General features: G+C 39.2%; 19 protein-coding genes. 13 read left to right on the forward strand and 6 right to left on the reverse strand.

Annotation, left to right across the window (positions count from 1 at the left end; genetic code table 11):
- The first annotated feature begins 95 nt into the window (after positions 1-95).
- The 4 genes from BBI00_RS13025 to BBI00_RS13040 all read left to right on the forward strand — a co-directional run bounded on the left by BBI00_RS13025 (position 96) and on the right by BBI00_RS13040 (position 7,023).
- Positions 96-692 (forward strand): TetR/AcrR family transcriptional regulator, encoded by a 597-nt coding sequence (locus BBI00_RS13025; protein ID WP_065399170.1) that lies wholly within the window; start codon positions 96-98, stop codon positions 690-692.
- A gap of 365 nt (positions 693-1,057) precedes the next feature.
- Positions 1,058-2,218: an efflux RND transporter periplasmic adaptor subunit gene (locus tag BBI00_RS13030; protein ID WP_065399171.1), complete on the forward strand. Its 1,161-nt coding sequence runs from the start codon at positions 1,058-1,060 to the stop codon at positions 2,216-2,218.
- Positions 2,219-2,258: 40 nt separating this feature from the next.
- The gene (locus tag BBI00_RS13035) at positions 2,259-5,441 is read left to right on the forward strand and encodes an efflux RND transporter permease subunit (protein ID WP_065399172.1); all 3,183 of its coding nucleotides are present in this window, start codon (positions 2,259-2,261) and stop codon (positions 5,439-5,441) included.
- Positions 5,442-5,610: 169 nt separating this feature from the next.
- On the forward strand, positions 5,611-7,023 hold the full coding sequence (locus BBI00_RS13040) for an efflux transporter outer membrane subunit (RefSeq protein ID WP_065399173.1): 1,413 nt from the start codon (positions 5,611-5,613) through the stop codon (positions 7,021-7,023).
- Between the two features lie 196 nt (positions 7,024-7,219).
- On the opposite strand, the gene miaA is transcribed toward BBI00_RS13040, so the two are convergent.
- Complete coding sequence (miaA, locus tag BBI00_RS13045) at positions 7,220-8,140, reverse strand: tRNA (adenosine(37)-N6)-dimethylallyltransferase MiaA (protein ID WP_065399174.1); 921 nt, start codon at positions 8,138-8,140, stop codon at positions 7,220-7,222.
- Between the two features lie 183 nt (positions 8,141-8,323).
- On the opposite strand from miaA, the gene BBI00_RS13050 reads away from it, so the two are divergent.
- The 3 genes from BBI00_RS13050 to nadA all read left to right on the forward strand — a co-directional run bounded on the left by BBI00_RS13050 (position 8,324) and on the right by nadA (position 10,949).
- Positions 8,324-9,169 (forward strand): YicC family protein, encoded by an 846-nt coding sequence (locus tag BBI00_RS13050; RefSeq protein WP_229049277.1) that lies wholly within the window; start codon positions 8,324-8,326, stop codon positions 9,167-9,169.
- A gap of 92 nt (positions 9,170-9,261) precedes the next feature.
- Positions 9,262-9,825, forward strand: coding sequence for a guanylate kinase (gene gmk / locus BBI00_RS13055; protein WP_065399735.1), 564 nt, complete (start codon positions 9,262-9,264; stop codon positions 9,823-9,825).
- 104 nt (positions 9,826-9,929) lie between these two features.
- Positions 9,930-10,949 carry a quinolinate synthase NadA gene (gene nadA / locus BBI00_RS13060; protein WP_065399176.1) on the forward strand — a complete coding sequence of 340 codons (1,020 nt, stop codon included), beginning with the start codon at positions 9,930-9,932 and terminating at the stop codon, positions 10,947-10,949.
- A gap of 60 nt (positions 10,950-11,009) precedes the next feature.
- Here nadA and BBI00_RS13065 read toward each other — a convergent pair whose 3' ends face one another.
- The 5 genes from BBI00_RS13065 to BBI00_RS13080 form a co-directional block, all read right to left on the reverse strand.
- The gene (locus tag BBI00_RS13065) at positions 11,010-11,213 is read right to left on the reverse strand and encodes a bacteriocin-like protein (RefSeq protein ID WP_065399177.1); all 204 of its coding nucleotides are present in this window, start codon (positions 11,211-11,213) and stop codon (positions 11,010-11,012) included.
- A 41-nt stretch (positions 11,214-11,254) separates the two neighbouring features.
- Positions 11,255-11,464, reverse strand: coding sequence for a hypothetical protein (locus tag BBI00_RS13070; RefSeq protein ID WP_065399178.1), 210 nt, complete (start codon positions 11,462-11,464; stop codon positions 11,255-11,257).
- Positions 11,465-11,498: 34 nt separating this feature from the next.
- Positions 11,499-11,669 (reverse strand): hypothetical protein, encoded by a 171-nt coding sequence (locus tag BBI00_RS23345; protein ID WP_165602521.1) that lies wholly within the window; start codon positions 11,667-11,669, stop codon positions 11,499-11,501.
- A 50-nt stretch (positions 11,670-11,719) separates the two neighbouring features.
- Positions 11,720-11,917, reverse strand: a complete 198-nt coding sequence (locus tag BBI00_RS13075) for a bacteriocin-like protein (RefSeq protein ID WP_065399179.1) — start codon at positions 11,915-11,917, stop codon at positions 11,720-11,722.
- A gap of 153 nt (positions 11,918-12,070) precedes the next feature.
- The gene (locus tag BBI00_RS13080; RefSeq protein WP_065399180.1) at positions 12,071-12,268 is read right to left on the reverse strand and encodes a hypothetical protein; all 198 of its coding nucleotides are present in this window, start codon (positions 12,266-12,268) and stop codon (positions 12,071-12,073) included.
- Between the two features lie 530 nt (positions 12,269-12,798).
- Here BBI00_RS13080 and thrA point away from each other — a divergent pair.
- Genes thrA through BBI00_RS13110 form a run of 6 tightly spaced genes read left to right on the forward strand, consistent with a single transcriptional unit; the run spans position 12,799 to position 19,835 of the window.
- The gene (gene thrA, locus BBI00_RS13085) at positions 12,799-15,249 is read left to right on the forward strand and encodes a bifunctional aspartate kinase/homoserine dehydrogenase I (RefSeq protein WP_065399181.1); all 2,451 of its coding nucleotides are present in this window, start codon (positions 12,799-12,801) and stop codon (positions 15,247-15,249) included.
- A 12-nt stretch (positions 15,250-15,261) separates the two neighbouring features.
- A complete protein-coding gene (locus BBI00_RS13090; protein WP_065399182.1) occupies positions 15,262-16,194 on the forward strand; it encodes a homoserine kinase in 933 nt (310 codons plus the stop codon).
- Positions 16,195-16,215: 21 nt separating this feature from the next.
- A complete protein-coding gene (thrC, locus tag BBI00_RS13095) occupies positions 16,216-17,520 on the forward strand; it encodes a threonine synthase (RefSeq protein ID WP_065399183.1) in 1,305 nt (434 codons plus the stop codon).
- A 4-nt stretch (positions 17,521-17,524) separates the two neighbouring features.
- Complete coding sequence (gene folB / locus BBI00_RS13100) at positions 17,525-17,893, forward strand: dihydroneopterin aldolase (protein WP_065399184.1); 369 nt, start codon at positions 17,525-17,527, stop codon at positions 17,891-17,893.
- A gap of 36 nt (positions 17,894-17,929) precedes the next feature.
- Positions 17,930-19,294: a DUF4403 family protein gene (locus BBI00_RS13105; RefSeq protein WP_065399185.1), complete on the forward strand. Its 1,365-nt coding sequence runs from the start codon at positions 17,930-17,932 to the stop codon at positions 19,292-19,294.
- A 31-nt stretch (positions 19,295-19,325) separates the two neighbouring features.
- Positions 19,326-19,835 (forward strand): RDD family protein, encoded by a 510-nt coding sequence (locus BBI00_RS13110; RefSeq protein WP_065399186.1) that lies wholly within the window; start codon positions 19,326-19,328, stop codon positions 19,833-19,835.
- Positions 19,836-19,845 lie beyond the last annotated feature (10 nt).

A 19,845-nucleotide genomic window follows, 5' to 3' on the forward strand; every position in this document is an offset into this window, starting at 1 on the left:
TTAAATAGTTGCCTCGTCTGTAAAACTTACAATATCTCTTGGAAGTTATATTAAAAAGTTTGTAGTTTTGCTAACACTGTTAGTAAAAAAATATCATGGGCCTACATGAACGTCGTCAAAGAGAAAAAGAATCCATCCGTGCAAATATCCTGCAGGCGGCTTTTACTTTGGCTAAAACTGAAGGCTGGGGTTCACTTTCCATCAGGAAGATCGCTGATGCTATTGAATACAGTGCTCCGGTGGTATATGATTATTTTGAAAACAAGGAGGCTATTTTGTTTGAGATTTCTCTGGATGGCTTTCACAAGCTGCATATTGAACTCTTAAAAGCTCAGCAAAAGCATGATACCCCTGAGGAACAACTTGTTGCCATAGTGGATGCCTACTGGAACTTTGCTTTTAAGAATAAAGAATATTACCAGCTTATGTTTGGATTGGGAATGCAATGCTGCGGAAAAGGCCAGATGAAGAAGGAATTTTCTTCATTCCAGGATCTGATCTACGAATGCACTTATAACATTATCAAGAAAAACGGATCGAATACGGATAGTGCATGTCATATGTCTCATGCTTTGTTTTCAGCAGTTCACGGAATGATTTCCATTATGATGATGCGTACTGCAGATATCCCTTCAACAATGAATAAAACAACTTTGGACGAAACTGTTTCGGCTTTTGTGAAGTCTTTGTAAATTTTTTTTGAATTAAAAATTAACACCGTTAGGAAAAATAACACTGAATTAATTCAGATCATTCTAACGAACAAATTGAAAACTAAAAATATTGTTTAAGTAAAACAGATACATTCAGGGGTTAAAAGTAATCATTTTTTACTTATCAATTAACACCGTTAGCAAAATTAACACACCTTACACCTTCATTATATATTTAAATTATTAAAAACAATTTTCACTTATGGAAGCTATTGACATTATCGGACATTAAAAATTCTGTAATTTTTTTTGAACAAATCATTAACACTGTTAGGAAAAAAAACAGCATTTATCACAAGAACTTTACTTACAATCTAACACTTCATTAAAAAAATTAAACCAAAATGAAAATACCTGGAAAAACAAGATTAATTGTACTTATTTCAAGTATCATTCTTTTACAGAGCTGCACCAAAGCCGCAGAAGGATCCAATGCCGCACCACCGGCTCCAGAGCTTCCGGTTTATACCGTTATCACCTCCCCCGCAACTACCTATCAGGAATTCCCCACTGCTTTAGAAGGGAAAAACAACGTTGAAATCAGATCCCAGGTAGATGGTTACCTGGACAGAATATATGTAGAGGAAGGAGCTTATGTAAGAGCCGGACAGCCGTTATTTAAAATAGACTCCAGAAGCTATGGCGAACAGATGAATATGGCACAGGCCAACCTGCAGGCAGCCAACGCCAATATACAGAAAGCAAGAGTGGAGGTAGACAGACTTCAGCCTCTGGTAGCCGCTAAAGTAGTCTCTGATGTACAGCTGAAAACAGCGAAAGCCAATTACGAAGCAACCGTTGCAGCCGCAGCGCAGGCCAGAGCATCTGTAGGAAGCGCCAGAATCAATGTAGGATTTACTACCATTACAGCTCCGGTAAGCGGATATATTGGAAGAATTCCTTACAAAAAAGGAAGCCTGATCTCCAGAACAGATCCCAATCCGTTGACGCTATTATCCGACATCAGTGAGATCTATGCTTATTTCTCTCTGAGTGAGCTTGATTTCATTGCATTTCAGAATAAATATCCGGGTGCTACTTTAGAAGAAAAACTGAAAAATATGCCTATGGTAGATCTGGTGATTGCCGACAACAGCACATATCCTGAAAAAGGAAAACTGAGTATTGTAGACGGACAGTTTGATAAAACCACCGGAGCCATCAGTGTACGTGCAGTATTCCCTAATGCAAGCGGAACCCTGAGAACCGGAAACACAGGAAGAGTACGTATGCCTCAGCTGATTTCCAATGCAGTGGTCATCCCACAGGAATCTACTTTCGAAATTCAGGATAAAACCTATGTATACATCATGGATAAGAACAAAAAAGTAACCGGAAGACCTATTAAAATCTCAGGAAAAACAGACAGCTATTACTTCATTTCCGAAGGGCTTTCTCCGGGAGAAAAAATTGTATTCACAGGGATTGGAAACTTAAAGGACGGTGCCTCTATCAACCCGAAGAATATTTCTTCCGACAGCTTGCTGAGAGCTAAACCTTTGTAATTCTTTTTGAATACAGAAGACTTAAAAAAATAAACTTCTTATGTTAAAACAATTTATAGAACGACCGGTCCTTTCAACGGTCATCTCCATCATACTTTTATTATTGGGAGCTTTATCTCTCTTTAATTTACCGATTGCCCTCTTCCCGGATATTGCCCCGCCCAGTGTACAGGTAACGGCTTTCTATCCGGGAGCCAATGCTGAAGTGGTGGCCCGTTCGGTGGCAACGCCTATTGAAGAAGCAGTGAACGGGGTTGAGAATATGACCTACATGACCTCTAACTCCAGTAATGACGGTACCATGACCCTGAGTGTTTTCTTCAAACAGGGAGCTGATCCGGATAATGCTGCGGTCAACGTTCAGAACCGTGTATCCAAAGCCATGAGCCAGCTTCCCCAGGAAGTAGTGCAGGCCGGAATCTCTACGCAGAAAGTACAGAACAGTATGATCATGTTCATGGGACTGACCAGTGAAGATGCCAAACAATATGATGAGTTATTCCTTCAAAATTACCTGAAGATCAACGTTATCCCGCAGATTCAGCGTATTCCGGGGGTGGCTCAGGCCCAGGTATTCGGAACAAGGGATTATTCCATGAGGATCTGGCTGAAACCGGATCGTCTGGCCGGCAACAATCTTTCTCCACAGGAAGTTCTGGGAGCCATCAAAGACCACAATCTTGAAGCAGCGCCGGGTCGTCTTGGCCAGGGAAGTAAGGAAACTTACGAATATATCCTTAAATACAAAGGTAAACTGAATAAGGATGAAGATTATGAAAATATTGCGATCAAAGCAAACAGTGACGGCTCTTTCCTAAGGTTAAGAGATGTAGCAAGGGTAGAATTCGGTTCTTATACTTATACTGCGACAAACAGAGTAGACGGAAAACCGGTTGCGGGATTTGCCATCTTACAAACAGCAGGATCCAATGCCAATGAAATCCTGACTGAAATTGAGAAACAGGTTGAAGTAATGGAAACCACTCTTCCAAAAGGAGTAAAACCCATTATCATGTATAACTCGAAAGACTTTCTGGATGCTTCGATCCATCAGGTAGTGGAAACACTTGTTATTGCTTTTATTCTTGTATTTATTGTTGTTTATATTTTCCTTCAGGATTTCAGATCAACATTAATTCCGGCCATTGCAGTACCGGTAGCCATCATCGGAACGTTCTTCTTCCTGCAGTTGTTTGGTTTCAGTATCAATATGCTTACACTGTTTGCATTGGTTCTGGCCATTGGTATTGTAGTGGATGACGCCATTGTTGTGGTAGAGGCCGTCCATTCAAAAATGGAACAGACGGGAATGCCTGTAGAACATGCCACGATGAATTCCATGAGTGAAATTTCAGGTGCTATTATTTCCATTACACTGGTAATGTGTGCCGTATTTATTCCGGTTGGTTTCATGCAGGGGCCTGCAGGGGTTTTCTACAGACAGTTTGCCTTTACATTAGCTATTGCGATTTTAATCTCAGCAGTGAATGCATTAACATTAAGTCCTGCCTTATGTGCTATGTTCCTGAATGATCCTCAGGGGGAACACGGTGAACACGGTCAAAAGAAAGGTTTTGGAGCAAGATTTTTCAATGCCTTCAATGCGAGCTTCAACAGCATGACCAGAAAATATATCTACAGCCTTAAATTTTTAATTAAAAACAAATGGGTAGCGATAGGAGGTCTTGTTGTCATTACAGCAGCCAGTGTCTTCCTGATCAAAAAAGCTCCGTCAGGATTTATACCTACTGAGGACCAGGGATTTGTATTGTACGCCGTGAATACTCCTCCGGGAAGTTCACTGGAAAGAACCCACAGGGCTACGGAACAGATCGATAAGATCATCAACGGAGAAAAAGCAACCAATCACCTTTGGGTGGCAGACGGGATGAACTTTATCAGTAATGCCAACGCATCTCCTTATTCTGCAGGGTTTATTAAACTTAAAGATTACGACAAACGTGGAGAAATGAAGGACCCTGATCAGATTGCAGCAACCCTGACAGGGAAAGTAAGCCAGGTAAAAGATGCCAATGCATTCTTCTTCAACTTCCCTACGGTACAAGGTTTCGGTAACGTCTCCGGGTTTGAATTCATGCTGCAGGATAAAACGAACGGGTCTTTTGAACAGCTGGGAACAACCACTCAGCAATTCATTGGAGAACTGATGAAACGTCCCGAGATAGCTTTTGCTTTCACCACTTATGCTGCAGGAAATCCGCAATATACGATTGATGTGGATACGGATAAAGCGAATCAATTGGGCGTTTCCGTTACAGAGCTTATGCAGACTATGCAGATCTATTTCGGAAGTAGTTTTGTATCGGACTTCAACAGATTCGGAAAATATTACAGGGTAATGGCCCAGGCTGATATTCCTTACCGTACGGATGTAAACTCTTTAGAAGGAATTTATGTAAAAAACAAATCCGGAGAAATGGTTCCTGCTAAAACATTGGTAACCCTGAAAAGATCTTTCGGTCCTGAAACAGTGACAAGAAATAACCTTTTCAATGCCGTAACGATTAACGGAACTCCAAAACCCGGATACAGTACAGGAGATGCTATTAAAGCTGTAGAAGAAGTAGCCCAGCAATCCCTTCCGAGAGGATATGGATATGAATGGACCGGGATTACCCGTGAAGAGATCAAAACCAGCGGGCAGACTGCATTTATTTTCTTCCTGAGTATTCTGTTTGTATACTTCCTTCTGGCTGCTCAATATGAAAGTTATATCCTTCCGTTTGCCATTATTCTTACAATTCCTACAGGAATTTTCGGAGTATTTGCCTTTACGGGATTAGCCGGAATCGATAACAATATTTACGTTCAGGTAGGATTGATCATGCTTGTCGGGCTATTGGCGAAGAATGCCATCCTGATTGTTGAATTTGCCGTACAGAGAAGAAAGGCAGGAAAAACATTGATTGAATCTGCCCTTCAGGCATCAAGATTACGTTTAAGACCGATCTTAATGACCTCTTTTGCCTTCATCGTGGGAATGCTTCCGCTGGTATGGACTCAGGGTGCTTCTTCAAAAGGAAACCACTCTATCGGTTACAGTACTGTAGGAGGAATGCTGACAGGAGTTGTATTCGGAATCTTTATTATTCCTGTGATGTACGTAGTCTTCCAGTACCTGCATGAAAAAATGCCGAGCAGAAAAAAGAAAAGACTTCTAAAAAAACAGATGGAAGAAGAACTTTTAGCTGCTACACACTAATAAAAAATGAATTACAAAAACTTAGAGAAAATTTTAAGATCAAAGGATCAATTATTCACTGTCCTTTTCTTAATGGTTCAAAAAGCTAACTATTTTCTCCTACTAAAGATAATTTTTGTATCAACAGAACCTCTCTAAGTTTTGTATTCAGTTCAAAAGTTTAAAAACTATGAAAAGAGTAAAAAATATTATTTTAACATTTGCGATAGCCATAGGTTCTGTTTCGTGCGTGTCAAAACTGGCTTACACAGAACCGGACCTTCCGCTTCCTGAAAAGTTTCAGTATACGGCAACTGCTGACACAGCCAGTATTGCCAACCTGGAGTGGAAACAGTTTTTCAACGACCCTATTCTGCAGGAACTGATTGAAAAAGGAATTAAAAATAATTATGATCTTCAGATTGCCTTAAAGCAGGTAGCCGCTTCACAGGAAAAACTGAAACAGGCAAAATATATGCAATATCCGGATGTTGGGTTCGGAGTAAGCGGACAGATTTCAAAACCTTCCAAAAACAGCATGAACGGACAAAGCTTAAATTTATTTTTAGGATCAAGCCATGTTGAAGATTATAATGCAGCCTTCAACCTTTCATGGGAAGCAGATATCTGGGGAAAAATCAAAAACCAGCAGGAAGTTGCAAGAATGCAGTATCTTCAGACTTATGAAGGCTCGAAAGCTGTTCAGACTCAGGTGGTAGCAGCTATTGCGCAGGGATATTACAACCTGCTGATGCTTGACAAACAACTGGCTATTGCAAAATCCAATCTGGAACTGACCAGCAATACCCTGTTAATGACTCAAAAAATGTGGGAAAGCGGTGATAACACTTCTTTGGGAGTACAACAGGCAGCAGCACAGAAGCAAGCAACGGAACTTCTGATTGCCCAGCTTGAACAGAATATTGCGATCCAGGAAAATGCATTGAGTATTCTGGTAGGCGAACTTCCTAATAAAGTAAACAGAACGATTGAAATGTCTGATACTTCTCTTCCTCAGACTATCACGGCAGGACTTCCGGCAGCTATGGTAAGCCGCAGACCGGATGTCCGTCAGCAGGAACTGGCTTTGCTGGAATCCAATGCGATGGTGGGAATTGCCCAGGCCAGCATGTATCCTTCATTAAAGATTACAGCCAATGGTGGGGTCAACTCATTTAAATTTGATAACTGGTTTCAGATTCCTGCCTCACTGTTCGGATCAGTTCTGGGAGGACTTACGCAACCGATCTTCCAGAAAAGACAGTTGAAAACTGATTTCGAAGTAGCTAAAATTCAAAGAGAGAAAAATGTACTGGCATTCCGTCAGTCTGTACTGAACGCTGTAGGTGAAGTTTCCGATGCGCTGGTTTCCAATGAAAATTTAAAAATTCAGGAGCAAAAGGCCACAGAACAATCTACTACCCTTAAAGACGGAATAAAAAGTGCGCAGCTTCTTTACAAAGGAGGTTCAGCCAATTACCTGGAAGTGATTACAGCACAGGGGAATTCATTACAGGCAGAACTCAATCTTGCTTCCATCAAAAGACAGAGATTAAGCAGCATTGTAGATTTATACAGAGCGCTGGGCGGCGGTTGGAAGTAGTAAATTTAATTATATTGTTTGAGGTGCGGTTCTTTTCAGAGCCGCATTTTTGTATTGTTTCTGTTTATTACAATATGAATTTAAACTTAGATTCCCACGGAATGACATAGTGTATGGATAAACTAAGCATCCCAGTTTGTCATTCCGTAGGAATCTATATTTTCAATGTTTAAAGTGTTTAATAATATAAAAATATTTACTTTTCAAACTCCTCCGCAATCCATTGCAGCAAATCTTCAAAGTCTTTTTCAGAATACCCTAATGGTAAATAATGAATATCATCCGCTTTCCTGTACCAGGTCAGCTGACGTTTCGCATATCTGCGGCTATTTTTTTTGATTTCTGAAACGGCAAAATCAAGATCCCATTCTCCATCAAAATATTTGAATAGCTCAGCATATCCAACCGTGTTTAAAGCGGCAAGCCCTTTGAATTTTTCCAATCCCCTCACCTCATCCAGCAGCCCTTTCTCCATCATGATATCTACTCTGCGGTTGATTCTGTCATACAACTCTTCTCTCGGAGCATCTATTCCTATCCTGATTACGTTGAAATCCCTGGAGTCCTGTGAAACGGCAATCTGTTCCGAATATTTTTTATCCGTTTGCCAGATAACATCTATCGCACGCAGAAGCCTTCTGTGATTGTGAATATCCACTATACTGAAATAATCCGGATCGAGCTCCTTCAAAATATTCTGAAGCTTTTCAATACCTTCCTCATCCATTATTTTCTGAAGTTTCTCCTGGTTTCCGGCATTGGCTTCAGGAAGATCATTCAAACCTTCAATCACGGCTTTTTCATACATCATGCTTCCACCAACCAGGATAACGGTATCATGGGTTTTAAAAAGTTCACTGAGTTTTTGTAAGGCATCTTCTTCATATTGCCCTATGGAATAATAGTCTTCCACAGAAAGATTTCCGATAAAATGATGAGGTGCGGCCGCCAGCTCTTCCTCGGAGGGTGCTGCTGTTCCGATTTTCATTTCTTTAAAAAACTGTCTGGAATCACAGGAAACAATCTCCGTATTGAAATGCCGGGCAAGATCAATGGCCAGTTTTGTTTTACCAATTCCGGTGGGACCTACTACAGAAATCAAATTTTTCTTTTTCACTGCGCTAATTTACAAAAATGAGTTTTAATTTACCGGCGGATGTAAGTCTGAGGCCGGAGATATCATTTATATTCACAGCAATCTTCCTGCTTTCTGTCTCCATCTTACAGCTATTCAACATTAACCAAAATATAGACTTAAATGTATATCTTTGTAGAACAATAAAAAACTATGATTTTATCAATGACTGGCTTCGGTAGAGCCGAAGGTGTTTTTGAAGGAAAAAAAATAACAATAGATATTAAATCTCTGAACAGCAAAAGCTTTGATTTGAATATCAAAATTCCTTTACGTTATAAAGAGAAAGAATTTGAGATCAGAAAAATTCTTAATGATAGAATTATCCGTGGAAAAGTAGACTGCTACGTCAATTTAGAGAATCTTGAAGAATCTAATGATGTAAAAATCAATAAAAGCTTAATTGATTCTTATATCAATGAACTTAAAAACATTGCTTCAGACGGTCCCGATTTCGAATACCTTAAAATGGCGGTAAGACTTCCTGATGCGATCAGCTCAAGACCTGATGAACTGACTGATGGTGAATGGGAAGCATTGGCTAAGATCGTCAATGCCGCTGTAGACCGTTTCGAAGAATTCAGAAAAACCGAAGGCAATATTCTGCATGAAGAACTGAACAGGAACATTGAAAATATTGAAAAATATCTTGGTGAAGTGATTCCTTTTGAAGAAGAAAGAATTGTAAGCGTAAAAGAAAGGTATCAAAAGGCTCTGAAAGAATTTGAAAACGTAGATGAAACCCGTTTCTACCAGGAAATGGCCTATTTCACTGAGAAGCTTGACATTTCAGAAGAAAAGGTAAGGCTTACCCAGCATTTGAAATATTATAAAGATGTAATGGATAATGAATCTTTCAACGGAAAAAAACTGGGCTTCATTTCTCAGGAGATCGGAAGAGAGATCAATACATTAGGTTCAAAAGCCAACCATGCAGCGATCCAGAAACTGGTCGTGATGATGAAGGATGATCTGGAAAAAATAAAAGAGCAAACGTTAAACGTATTATAAGTTACAGGATTAGGGATGCGAGGTAATTCCGGATGCAAAGACTGCAGAATTACAGCCTGAAACTCACAATCCTGAAACCCGAACCAAAAAAAATGGATAAAGTAATTATATTTTCAGCACCATCAGGGAGCGGAAAAACTACATTGGTAAAACATTCTCTGGAAACATTTCCTGAGCTGAAATTTTCGATTTCCTGTACAACGAGGCAACCGAGAGGAAGTGAAGTGCATGCCGTGGACTATCATTTCCTAACGCCCGATGAATTCAGACAAAAGATTTCAGAAGATGCCTTTGTAGAATTTGAAGAAGTGTATACTGATAAATATTACGGTACTTTAAAATCTGAAGTGGAAAAGATCTGGAATCAGGGAAAAGTTGTTATTTTTGATGTGGATGTAAAAGGTGGGATTTCACTGAAAAAATATTTCGGAGAAAAAGCATTGTCTATTTTTATAGAACCCCCTTCCATTGAAGAATTGGAACGGAGATTGATCTCCAGAAACACAGATGATGCAGAAACCATCAAAACCCGTGTAGCAAAGGCAGAAGAAGAAATGTCCTATGCCGGCGAGTTTGACAGGATCGTTATCAATACCGATCTTGATGTAGCAAAAAAAGAAATAGAAAGTTTAATAAAAAGTTTTATCAGTAATTAATGGCTGGAAAATGGAAGCCAGAAGATGGAAGTAATCAAATACTCTCAAAATCTAACTTCTGATTTCTAACCTCTAACTTCTGATCATAAAAAATTGAGGTTGATATGAGTACCGAAACATTAGAAAAAGCTAAATCTGCAATTCCTGTAAAAGGTTTTCTGGATATAAAAGATATTGCCATTCCTCAGGGAGAAGAACTGGTAAAAGCTATTCTTAAGCTTAAAGAAGAAAAGAATGCTGTCATTCTTGCTCACTATTACCAGCCGGGAGAAATTCAGGATATCGCTGATTTCCTTGGAGATTCTTTACAGCTGGCAAGACAGGCTAAAGAAACAAATGCTGACATGATCGTATTCTGTGGAGTACACTTCATGGCTGAAGCTGCCAAAATCCTGAACCCAACTAAAAAAGTAGTTCTTCCGGATACTATGGCAGGCTGCTCTCTGGCAGACGGATGTTCCGGAGAAGGACTGAGAAAGATGCGTGAACAGCACCCCAATGCCCTGATCGCCACTTACATCAACTGTAATGCAGAAACCAAAGCCGAAAGTGATATCATCGTCACCAGCTCAAATGCTGAAACAGTAATTGAAGCCCTTCCAAAAGACAGACCTATCATTTTTGCACCGGATAAAAACCTTGGAAGATATCTTTCTAAGAAAACCGGCCGTGATATGATCCTTTGGGATGGCAGCTGTGTAGTGCATGAGGCATTCTCTATGGAAAGAATTGCAAAACAACTGGCAGACAACCCGGATGCAAAACTGATTGCGCACCCTGAAAGTGAAGAGGCTGTTCTTAAGCTGGCCCACTTCATAGGTTCTACTTCTGCCCTGTTGAATTATGTAGAGAAAGACGACTGCCAGAAATTCATCATCGCTACAGAAGAAGGTATTCTGCACGAAATGAGAAAACGTGCTCCTCATAAAGAATTAATTCCTGCCCTTGTTTTTGATGAAAGCTGCAACTGTTCAGAATGTTTCTACATGAAACGCAACACCATGGAGAAACTGTACTTATGTATGAAGTATGAACTTCCTGAGATTCTCATCGACGAAGAATTAAGATTAAAAGCATTGAAACCTATTGAGGCCATGCTTGATCTTTCAAAAAGCATAAAATAAAACGAAGCGGCTGCCTCAGAAAGGCAGCAGCTTTATTTTTGTTGAGGTCATAATCTTTTTTTAAGACACTCCCCCATCCATACATTCTATACTTACGATAACGCACATTTTGCAGCGTAAAGGAAGCATATGATAGGCATCACACGGAGCATCATTAGGACCGTTTCCATAAGTTGTATTTCTTGGACATCCTGTACAGTTGGCCCCTGCAGCTCCCTGTAATTCGCCCAGTTGCTGCCTGCTCAGTTTCTTTAAATTTTTCATAGCCGTTTTTAATTTATCCGTTAATATCGACCTTTAATTTTTTAGTTATAAAAGTCAGAATAATCAGGGCCATAGCAATCTGCACTTACATCTACACAGTTTCTGCAGTTAGCCGGTAAACTCCAGTAGTTCCAGCAGTTATGGGTATATTCAGGTCCGTCCCCATAGTTTCCTGTTGTTGGGCATCCTGCGCATCCTGCCATTCCTTTACCTTTAATATCTTTTAATTTTGTTCTTGATAATTTTCTCATATTGTTAAGTTTATTTGATTTATTTTAATACATATTACAGCATCGGAGCATAGCAGGTTCCTCCCGGCTTCAGCCAGCAGCCCCATCCGCCTTGACGGAAGCATACAAACTGTTCACCGCCACAGGCTTCAATCTGGATAGCAGTAAAGCCGCCACTGATACTTTTCTTTTCCTCCCTTGATAATTTTTTAATGACTGTTTTCATGATTTATTGATTTTAAGTTGATAATGGATTTAATTTTCTATTACTTTTCCTTAACGGGGGTCAAAGCATTCATAGCTTACCAAAACCCTCATTTTGCAGCACTCAGGTAAAGCATAATAATCGGCGCATGATCTCGGCTGATCCGGTCCGTAAGGTCCGGCAGGACAATATTCAAAACAGTCGTTGATATCATGACCACCATTAATTGATTTTAAATTCTCTCTGTTTAATTTCTTTGATTTTTTCATAATGTTTTGATTTAGTTTGTTTTATAAATATAATAAAAACATTGTACTGTAAGCAAAAATTAATCACAATCGGTAGAAATAATAGAAAAGCACCGTAAAATATCGCTTTCTGATATTGAGTCTCAGGTCCTGAATCAATCTTGATCAATCTTTCTAACCTTCAAGAACCATACAGCTCCCCGGAACAGACGGATCATAAGGATAAAGATAAAAACAGACTTTACGTCCTCTTAAATCTGTGCATATTGCACAACCTTTCGGCCCGCAGTCAAGATCAACAGCACAGCTGTCCATTGTACCCCCAATAATAGCTCTTAAACTTTCTCTGTTTAATTTTTTTGAATTTTTCATAATGATTTGATTTAGTTTGCCTTATAAATATAACAAAACATTTTGTGGTATGCAAAAAATTAATCACAACCATAAGATTTAACAATAAAGGATTGTAAAAATGTTTTTAATTAGGTAAGGGAGTGCTACAATTTTCACGACTGAATTTAAAACAGAATCGTCCCGATTATTCGATATGAAACATGATGCAAAAGAATTCATCAATAATTGCTTTTAACTTATATTATTGGAAAACAAAACACCCTTTTAACACAGGTAATTGATTTTTAATGATTTAATTTTTGAAGAAAACGTGCCTGTTTCAAAAAAATTTGTACATTTGTTCCGTTACAATGAGTTTATTTAGAAACATATCTGATATTTCTATCCTGAAATCACCTATTTCAGGAGTATCTTCTGTTTCTACATTCACAACAACTACAACAACTACCCCATAACGGGGTAAATTTTCACATATTATTTCCGGTACCCTGTACTCTTTTTTTGAAGAGTAACTATTTCACTTTTACCTAACCCTAAATAAATAATTGATGAAAATCTTAAAATTCGGCGGAACATCTGTCGCCAATGCTCAAAATATTATTCTTGTAGAAAAGATTATAAAAAAAGAATCACTGAAAGACAGGATTGTTGTAATTGTATCTGCACTTCACGGCGTTACCGATCAACTGATCAAAGGGGCAGAATCTGCTTCTGCGAAAGATGAAACTTATCTTCAGATCATCAAAGCCCTCGAAGAAAAACATATTAATCTCGTAAAAGAACTGATCCCCGTGTTGGCACAAAGTTCATGGTTAAGCTTTGTTAAAAAACATTTCAATGATATTGAAGACATCTGCAATGGTATTTTTGTGCTGGGTGAACTGACAGATAAAATAAAAGACAGAATTACTTCCTATGGCGAATTTCTTTCTTCCAGCATTATCGCAGCAAGACTTCAGCATGAAGAGCTGGACTGTTTATGGATGAACTCTGCAGAACTTATCAAAACAGACAGCAATTTTACAAATGCCAAAGTAGATTTCGCCATCACCGAAAATAATCTAAAAATCTATCTCAACGAACATCAGAACGCTGTCATTATCGGACCGGGATTCGTTGCCAGTGATCAGAAAAATAGCCCGACAACATTGGGAAGAGGCGGTTCTGATTACACAGCCTCTATCATTGCGGCAGCTATTGATGCAAAAGAATTACAGATCTGGACAGATGTAAGCGGTATGATGACTGCTGATCCCCGTCTGGCAACCAATGCCAAACCCATTGCAGAGATCTCTTATCATGAAGCGATGGAACTTTCTCATTTTGGAGCCAAAGTACTCTATCCGCCATCCATTCAGCCTGTAATGATCAGAAACATTGATCTTTTTATAAAAAATACATTTGCTCCTGAAGCACCGGGAACGTTGATTTCTCATCATCCTAAAGTGTCAGAAAGTGAAAAACAGCAGGTAGCAGTAGGAGTTTCCAATATGAGCCGTATTGCCCTCCTTACTTTAGAAGGCAGCGGAATGGTAGGTATTCCGGGAATTTCCGCAAAGTTATTCCATTGTCTCAGCCAGGAAAAAATCAATGTCATTCTTATCACACAAGGATCTTCCGAACATTCTATAACAATTGCCATTCATGAAAAAGATATTTTCCAGGCAGAAAATGCTATCAATTCGGCATTCGCTGATGATATCAATATGAAAAGAGTGTATGCTGTAAAAATTGAAACCGGACTCTCTATTGTAGCACTGGTAGGAGAAAATATGAAAAGCAGAAGCGGTGTAAGCGCCAGAATGTTCAGCTGCCTCGGAAATAACGGCATCAATATAAGAGCCATAGCACAGGGCTCGTCCGAAAGGAATATCAGTATTGTCATTACAGAAAAGGACAGTAAAAAAGCGGTGAATGTACTTCATGAAGAATTCTTTGAGTCGGAAATAAAGCAAATCCATCTTTACATCTGCGGAATCGGAAATGTAGGTTCAAAGCTGATCCAGCAGATTTATGATCAGAATGCTTATCTGCAGGAAAACTTTTCAATCAATCTTAGAATTGCGGGGATCTCCAACAGCCGTAATATGCTGTTTTCAGATCAGGGGATTTCTTACGAAAACTACCTCAGCTGGAATGATCAGAGTACAAAAGCCTCTGTTCAGGATTTTGCCGGGGAGATCATATCTCGGAACTTAAGAAACTCCGTATTTGTTGACGTCACAGCAAGCCCCGAAGTCCCGAAGGTCTATCAAAGCTTATTGGAAAGAAGCATCAATATCGTAGCCTGCAATAAAATAGCGGCTTCATCAGATTTTGAAGTGTATAAAGCACTCAAAAATACCGCCAGAAACCACAACTGCAGTTTCTATTTTGAGACCAATGTAGGAGCAGGACTTCCGGTTATAGGAACCATCAGTGATCTGATCAAAAGTGGTGACAAAATCAACTCGATTCAGGCAGTGCTGAGCGGAACGTTAAACTTTGTCTTCAACCATTATGACGGCAGCAGAACATTCTCTGAAGTAGTGGCACAGGCGCAGAAAGAAGGATATACAGAACCGGATCCAAGGCTTGATCTTTCCGGGACTGATGTGGCCAGAAAGATCCTGATCCTTGCCCGTGAAGCAGGATATCCTCTGGAGTTTAAAGATATTGAGAATATCGGTTTTCTGCCGGAAGAATGCATGCAGGGAGATGTAGATGATTTTTATGAAAAGCTGACACAGTATGAGGATCATTTTAAAAACCTTTTTAATAATGCCAAACAGGAAGGCAAAATATTAAAATATACGGCAGAGTTCAAAGAGGGAAAGGCAAAAGTAGGATTACAGCATGTAGCCCCTGACAGTGATCTCTACCATCTTTACGGCAAAGACAATATCGTCATTTTTAAAACCATTAGGTATTCTGAACAGCCATTAGTGGTAAAAGGAGCAGGAGCGGGAGCTGAAGTAACCGCCAGTGGAGTTTTTGCAGATATTATCCGTTCAATTTAAAAAATACAGTATATGAAAAAAGTAAAATTAAAAGTACCCGCCACTGTAGCTAACCTGGTGTGTGGATTTGACATTCTGGGAATGGCTGTACATAATCCTTATGATGAAATGGAATTTAAATTACTGGATACTCCTGAGATCATCATCAAGCATCAGGATGCATTCGGGCTTCCTGAAAAAGCTTCGGAAAATGTTGCAGGGATTGTCCTGCTAAAGATTCAGGAACACCTTAACCTGTCCCATGGTTTTGAAGTAATAATCCGGAAACATATAAAACCCGGGAGCGGGCTCGGCTCCAGTGCGGCAAGTGCCGCAGGAGCCGCCTTTGGGGCCAATCTTTTATTAAAAAACATTCTATCAAAAGACGAAATGGTTCATTTTGCCATGTTTGGAGAAGAACTTGCTTCCGGAGTCCGTCATGCAGATAATATTGCTCCATGCCTTTACGGAGGAATCACCTTGGTAAAATCTGCTGATCCTGTTGATATCATCCCCTTGAATGCTCCCCAACTATTCGTAGCTGCCGTGCATCCTCAGGTTGAAGTGAAAACTTCAGATTCCAGACAGATCTTGAAGAAAAATATTTCTTTGAAAAGCGCTGTGGAGCAGTGGGGAAATATTGCCGGACTGATAGCCGGAATTCAGAAAAATGATTTTTCACTGATAGGAAGAAGCCTTCATGATGTCATCATAGAACCTGTCCGCAGCATTCTGATTCCGAAGTTTGACGAAATCAAACTGAAAAGCCTTGAAATGGGAGCTTTAGGAGGAGGAATATCAGGATCCGGCCCTTCAGTATTCATGCTTACCGAACAAAAAGAAACTGCGGAAAAAATTTCACAGATGATGAAATCTGTCTATGACAGCACAGGCATTGAAAGCTTTGTCTATGTTTCTAAAATAAACCCTTCGGGAATTCAGATTGTCGAAGAAGCTTACCCATAACCTTTACCAATACAACAGAAAATGATATACTATAATTTAAAAGATCATCAGGAAAAAATTGATTTCAAAAATGCAACAATAAAAGGACAGGGAAATGAAAAAGGACTTTTCTTCCCGGAAAGGATTCCTCAGTTTGAAGAGGAATTTATTCACAATCTTCATCGCTATACCCACGAAGAAATTGCATACCGGTGTATGAAAGATTTTGTGGGTGATGAGATCCCTTCGGAAATTTTGCAGGAAATTGTTGCAGAAACTGTGAACTTTGATATTCCTTTGGTAAAGATCAATAATCAAATTGCTGTTTTAGAATTATTTCACGGTCCCACTTTAGCATTTAAAGATATAGGAGCCAGATTCATGAGCCGCTGCCTCTCCTATTTTCTGAAGGATCAAAAGAAAAAAGTGACCGTTCTTGTAGCAACTTCAGGCGATACGGGAGGAGCTGTCGCACATGGATTCTATAAACTTCCGGGGATCAATGTGGTCATACTTTATCCCAAAAACAGGGTAAGTCCGGTTCAGGAAAAGCAGCTTACCGCATTAGGAGAAAATATTTCCGCTCTGGAGGTTGACGGCAGTTTTGACGATTGCCAGAATATGGTGAAACTGGCTTTTGCAGATGCGGAAATCAATGCAAAGCTGCTTTTGACATCTGCCAATTCTATTAATGTAGCCAGATGGCTGCCTCAACAGATTTATTATCTTATCGCTTATCAGCAATGGATTCAGCAGCAGAATGAAAATCCGGTCATCAGTGTTCCCAGCGGAAACTTCGGAAATATCTGTGCAGGGCTTCTTGCCCATTTCAGAGGGATGCCTGCAGACCATTTCATCGCAGCATGTAACGATAACCATGTCATTCCAGACTATCTGGAAACACAGAAGTTTCAGCCGCATACAGCAGTGCCTACCCTATCCAATGCAATGGATGTGGGGAATCCAAGCAATTTTGTAAGAATTATGGAACTTTTCGGAAATCAGTTTGATGCTTTAAAAAATACAGTATCTGCCTACTCTGTCAATGATCAGGAAACCATGAATACCATTACCAGGATATATCAAAAGTATAACTATCTCCTTGATCCTCATACTGCCGTAGCATTTGCTTCCCTTGAAAAATATCTGGAAGAGAATCCAGGAAAAAAAGGATTCATTCTGGGTACCGCACACCCGGTAAAATTCCCTGATGCGGTGGAAAAAGCCATTCATACCAGCATAGAAATTCCCGGATCTCTGAACGGGCTGATGAAAAAGGAGAAAAAAACTGTAGAAATAAATTCAGATTTTGAAGAATTAAAACGATTTTTGCTTCATAAAATTTGAAACAATGAGCAAAATATATCTTGAAGATGTAAAAATATATGCTTACCATGGCGTTCTTCCCGAAGAGAACATTATCGGTACCTATTATATTCTCAATGCAGAGCTTCATACCGACCTGTGGAAGGCTGCCGGATCTGATGATCTGCATGACACGATAAGTTATGCAGACATCAATGATATTCTGCACAATGAAATGAAGATAAAATCTAAACTTCTGGAACATGTGGCAGGAAGGATTATTACCAAAATTCACGACAGTTTTCCACAGATCGATTATATAAAACTGAGAATCACCAAAACCGCTCCACCCATGCAGGGGGAAATGAAAGGTGCCAGTGTAGAATTGGAAAAAAGCTTCAAACCTCAAAATTAAAATCCTTATTTTTTCATTCTTAAAAAAACATAAAAATTGAAACTCGTTAAATTATTATTTTTAGTAGTCTTTATCAATGCTTTTGGCCAGACCGGTGTTGATAATCAATTGGCCAGCTATAATTTTCCAAAGATCAGATCCAGTATTACAATGCCGGTTACCATTCCTCTTTCGGAATTAAGCAATATGATCAATGCTTCCGTAAAAGATCTGATTTATCAGGATGATTCTTATACGGATAACAATAATGATCAGTTTAAAGTAAAAGTTTGGAAAACAAGACCGATCCGTCTGGTAGGCGGTACCAGTCAGAATTTACTGATTGAGGTTCCTTTAAAGATCTGGGCAGAAAAAGGCATCGGTACTTTAGGAGTGTATACCTATCAGAATACCACTTTCGAAACGGTAATGTCTTTTAACACAACCGTTAATTTTAAAAATAACTGGACCATTACGACCAATACCCGGCCCAACGGGTTCAGATGGGTTTCCAAACCTGTACTTGATTACGGAAGGATCCAGATTCCCATTACTTCTATTGTTGAAAAGAGCTTAAAAGAACAGCAGGAAAAATTCTGTAAAACAATAGACCAGCAGATGGCTACCCAACTGAATTTTCAGCAATATGCATTAATGGCGTGGAATACCTTCCTGCAGCCATTCAATATTTCGGAAGAGTACAATACCTGGCTGAAGGTGAGCCCTGTGGGGGTCAATATCACTCCTCTAAAATTCTACGGAAACCAGATCAATGCCACTCTGGGAGTAGATATTTATTCAGAAACCTTTACCGGAAGTAAGCCGGCAGCTTCTTCGCCGGTAACATCTGTGGCCAACTTTAATTTCAGTCCTACAGTTGCGGATAAATTTATTTTACAAACTACGGCCAATATTCCTTTTACTGAAGCGAGCAGCATGGCCAGAAAAACTTTTTTAAATAAGGAATTTGACATCCGGGATTCTAAAGTGAAGGTAACTGATATCAGGGTTTACGGTCTTGATAACAGGGTTGTTATTGAAGCTCAGACAGACGGTTACATCAAAGGCACCTCTATCATTTCAGGAATTCCTGTATATGATGAAGCTAAGAGAAAAATTGTCTTATCAGAAACCAAATTTAAACTGAAAACAACCAATATCCTTTATAAAACAGCTTCAGTTCTTTTCCAGGGAAAGATTGTAAAAATGATTGAAGAAGAATATGGCATCCCTACTCAGGAACTGGAAGAAACTTCAAGAAAGAGTATTGAAGAAGCTTTCAATAAAGAATACTATAAAGGATTAAAGATGAACGGAAAAGTCTTCAACCTTAAACCAAGTAAAATTCTGCTCAGCAATACAGGAATCACGGCAGTAATTGATACGAATGCCTCATTAAAATTGCTTGTCAACGGATTTTAAAATGATAACTAAAAAAACTAATACCTAAACCATGAGAAAATATTTAGTAGTTGTGGATCGAAACAGAGCCCCAAAGGGAACAAGATTCGCTAATTTTATTATTGATAGATTTATTATTACGCTTATCTTTTTTGCTGCCGGGTTTATTTCATCTTTATTATATGAATGGGCAGACATTGATATTTTCGTCAATATGATCCGAAAGTTGTCACAGGTAAACAGAATTACTGATATCCTGATCACCTCTGTAGTATATTTTATATTTACTTTTTTTATAGAATATCTTACCAAAGGAAGAACCGTCGGGAAGTATATTACGGGAACTAAAGTTATCCGCATCGATGGTACCGAGCCTACAATGAAGGATTATTTTATCCGGAATATTTCAAGAATTGTTCCTTTTGATGCCCTTTCTTTTTTAGGTGAAAACGGATGGCATGACAGTTGGAGCGAAACAAGGGTGGTAAACCTTAAAAAATATATCGCTGAAACTCAAGCCAAAAGCGAAATAGACAACATTGGAGCAAAAGAAATTGCTTAAAAATTTTTGT

Origin of the sequence: Chryseobacterium arthrosphaerae (assembly GCF_001684965.1) — a bacterium.
Lineage (GTDB): Bacteria > Bacteroidota > Bacteroidia > Flavobacteriales > Weeksellaceae > Chryseobacterium > Chryseobacterium arthrosphaerae.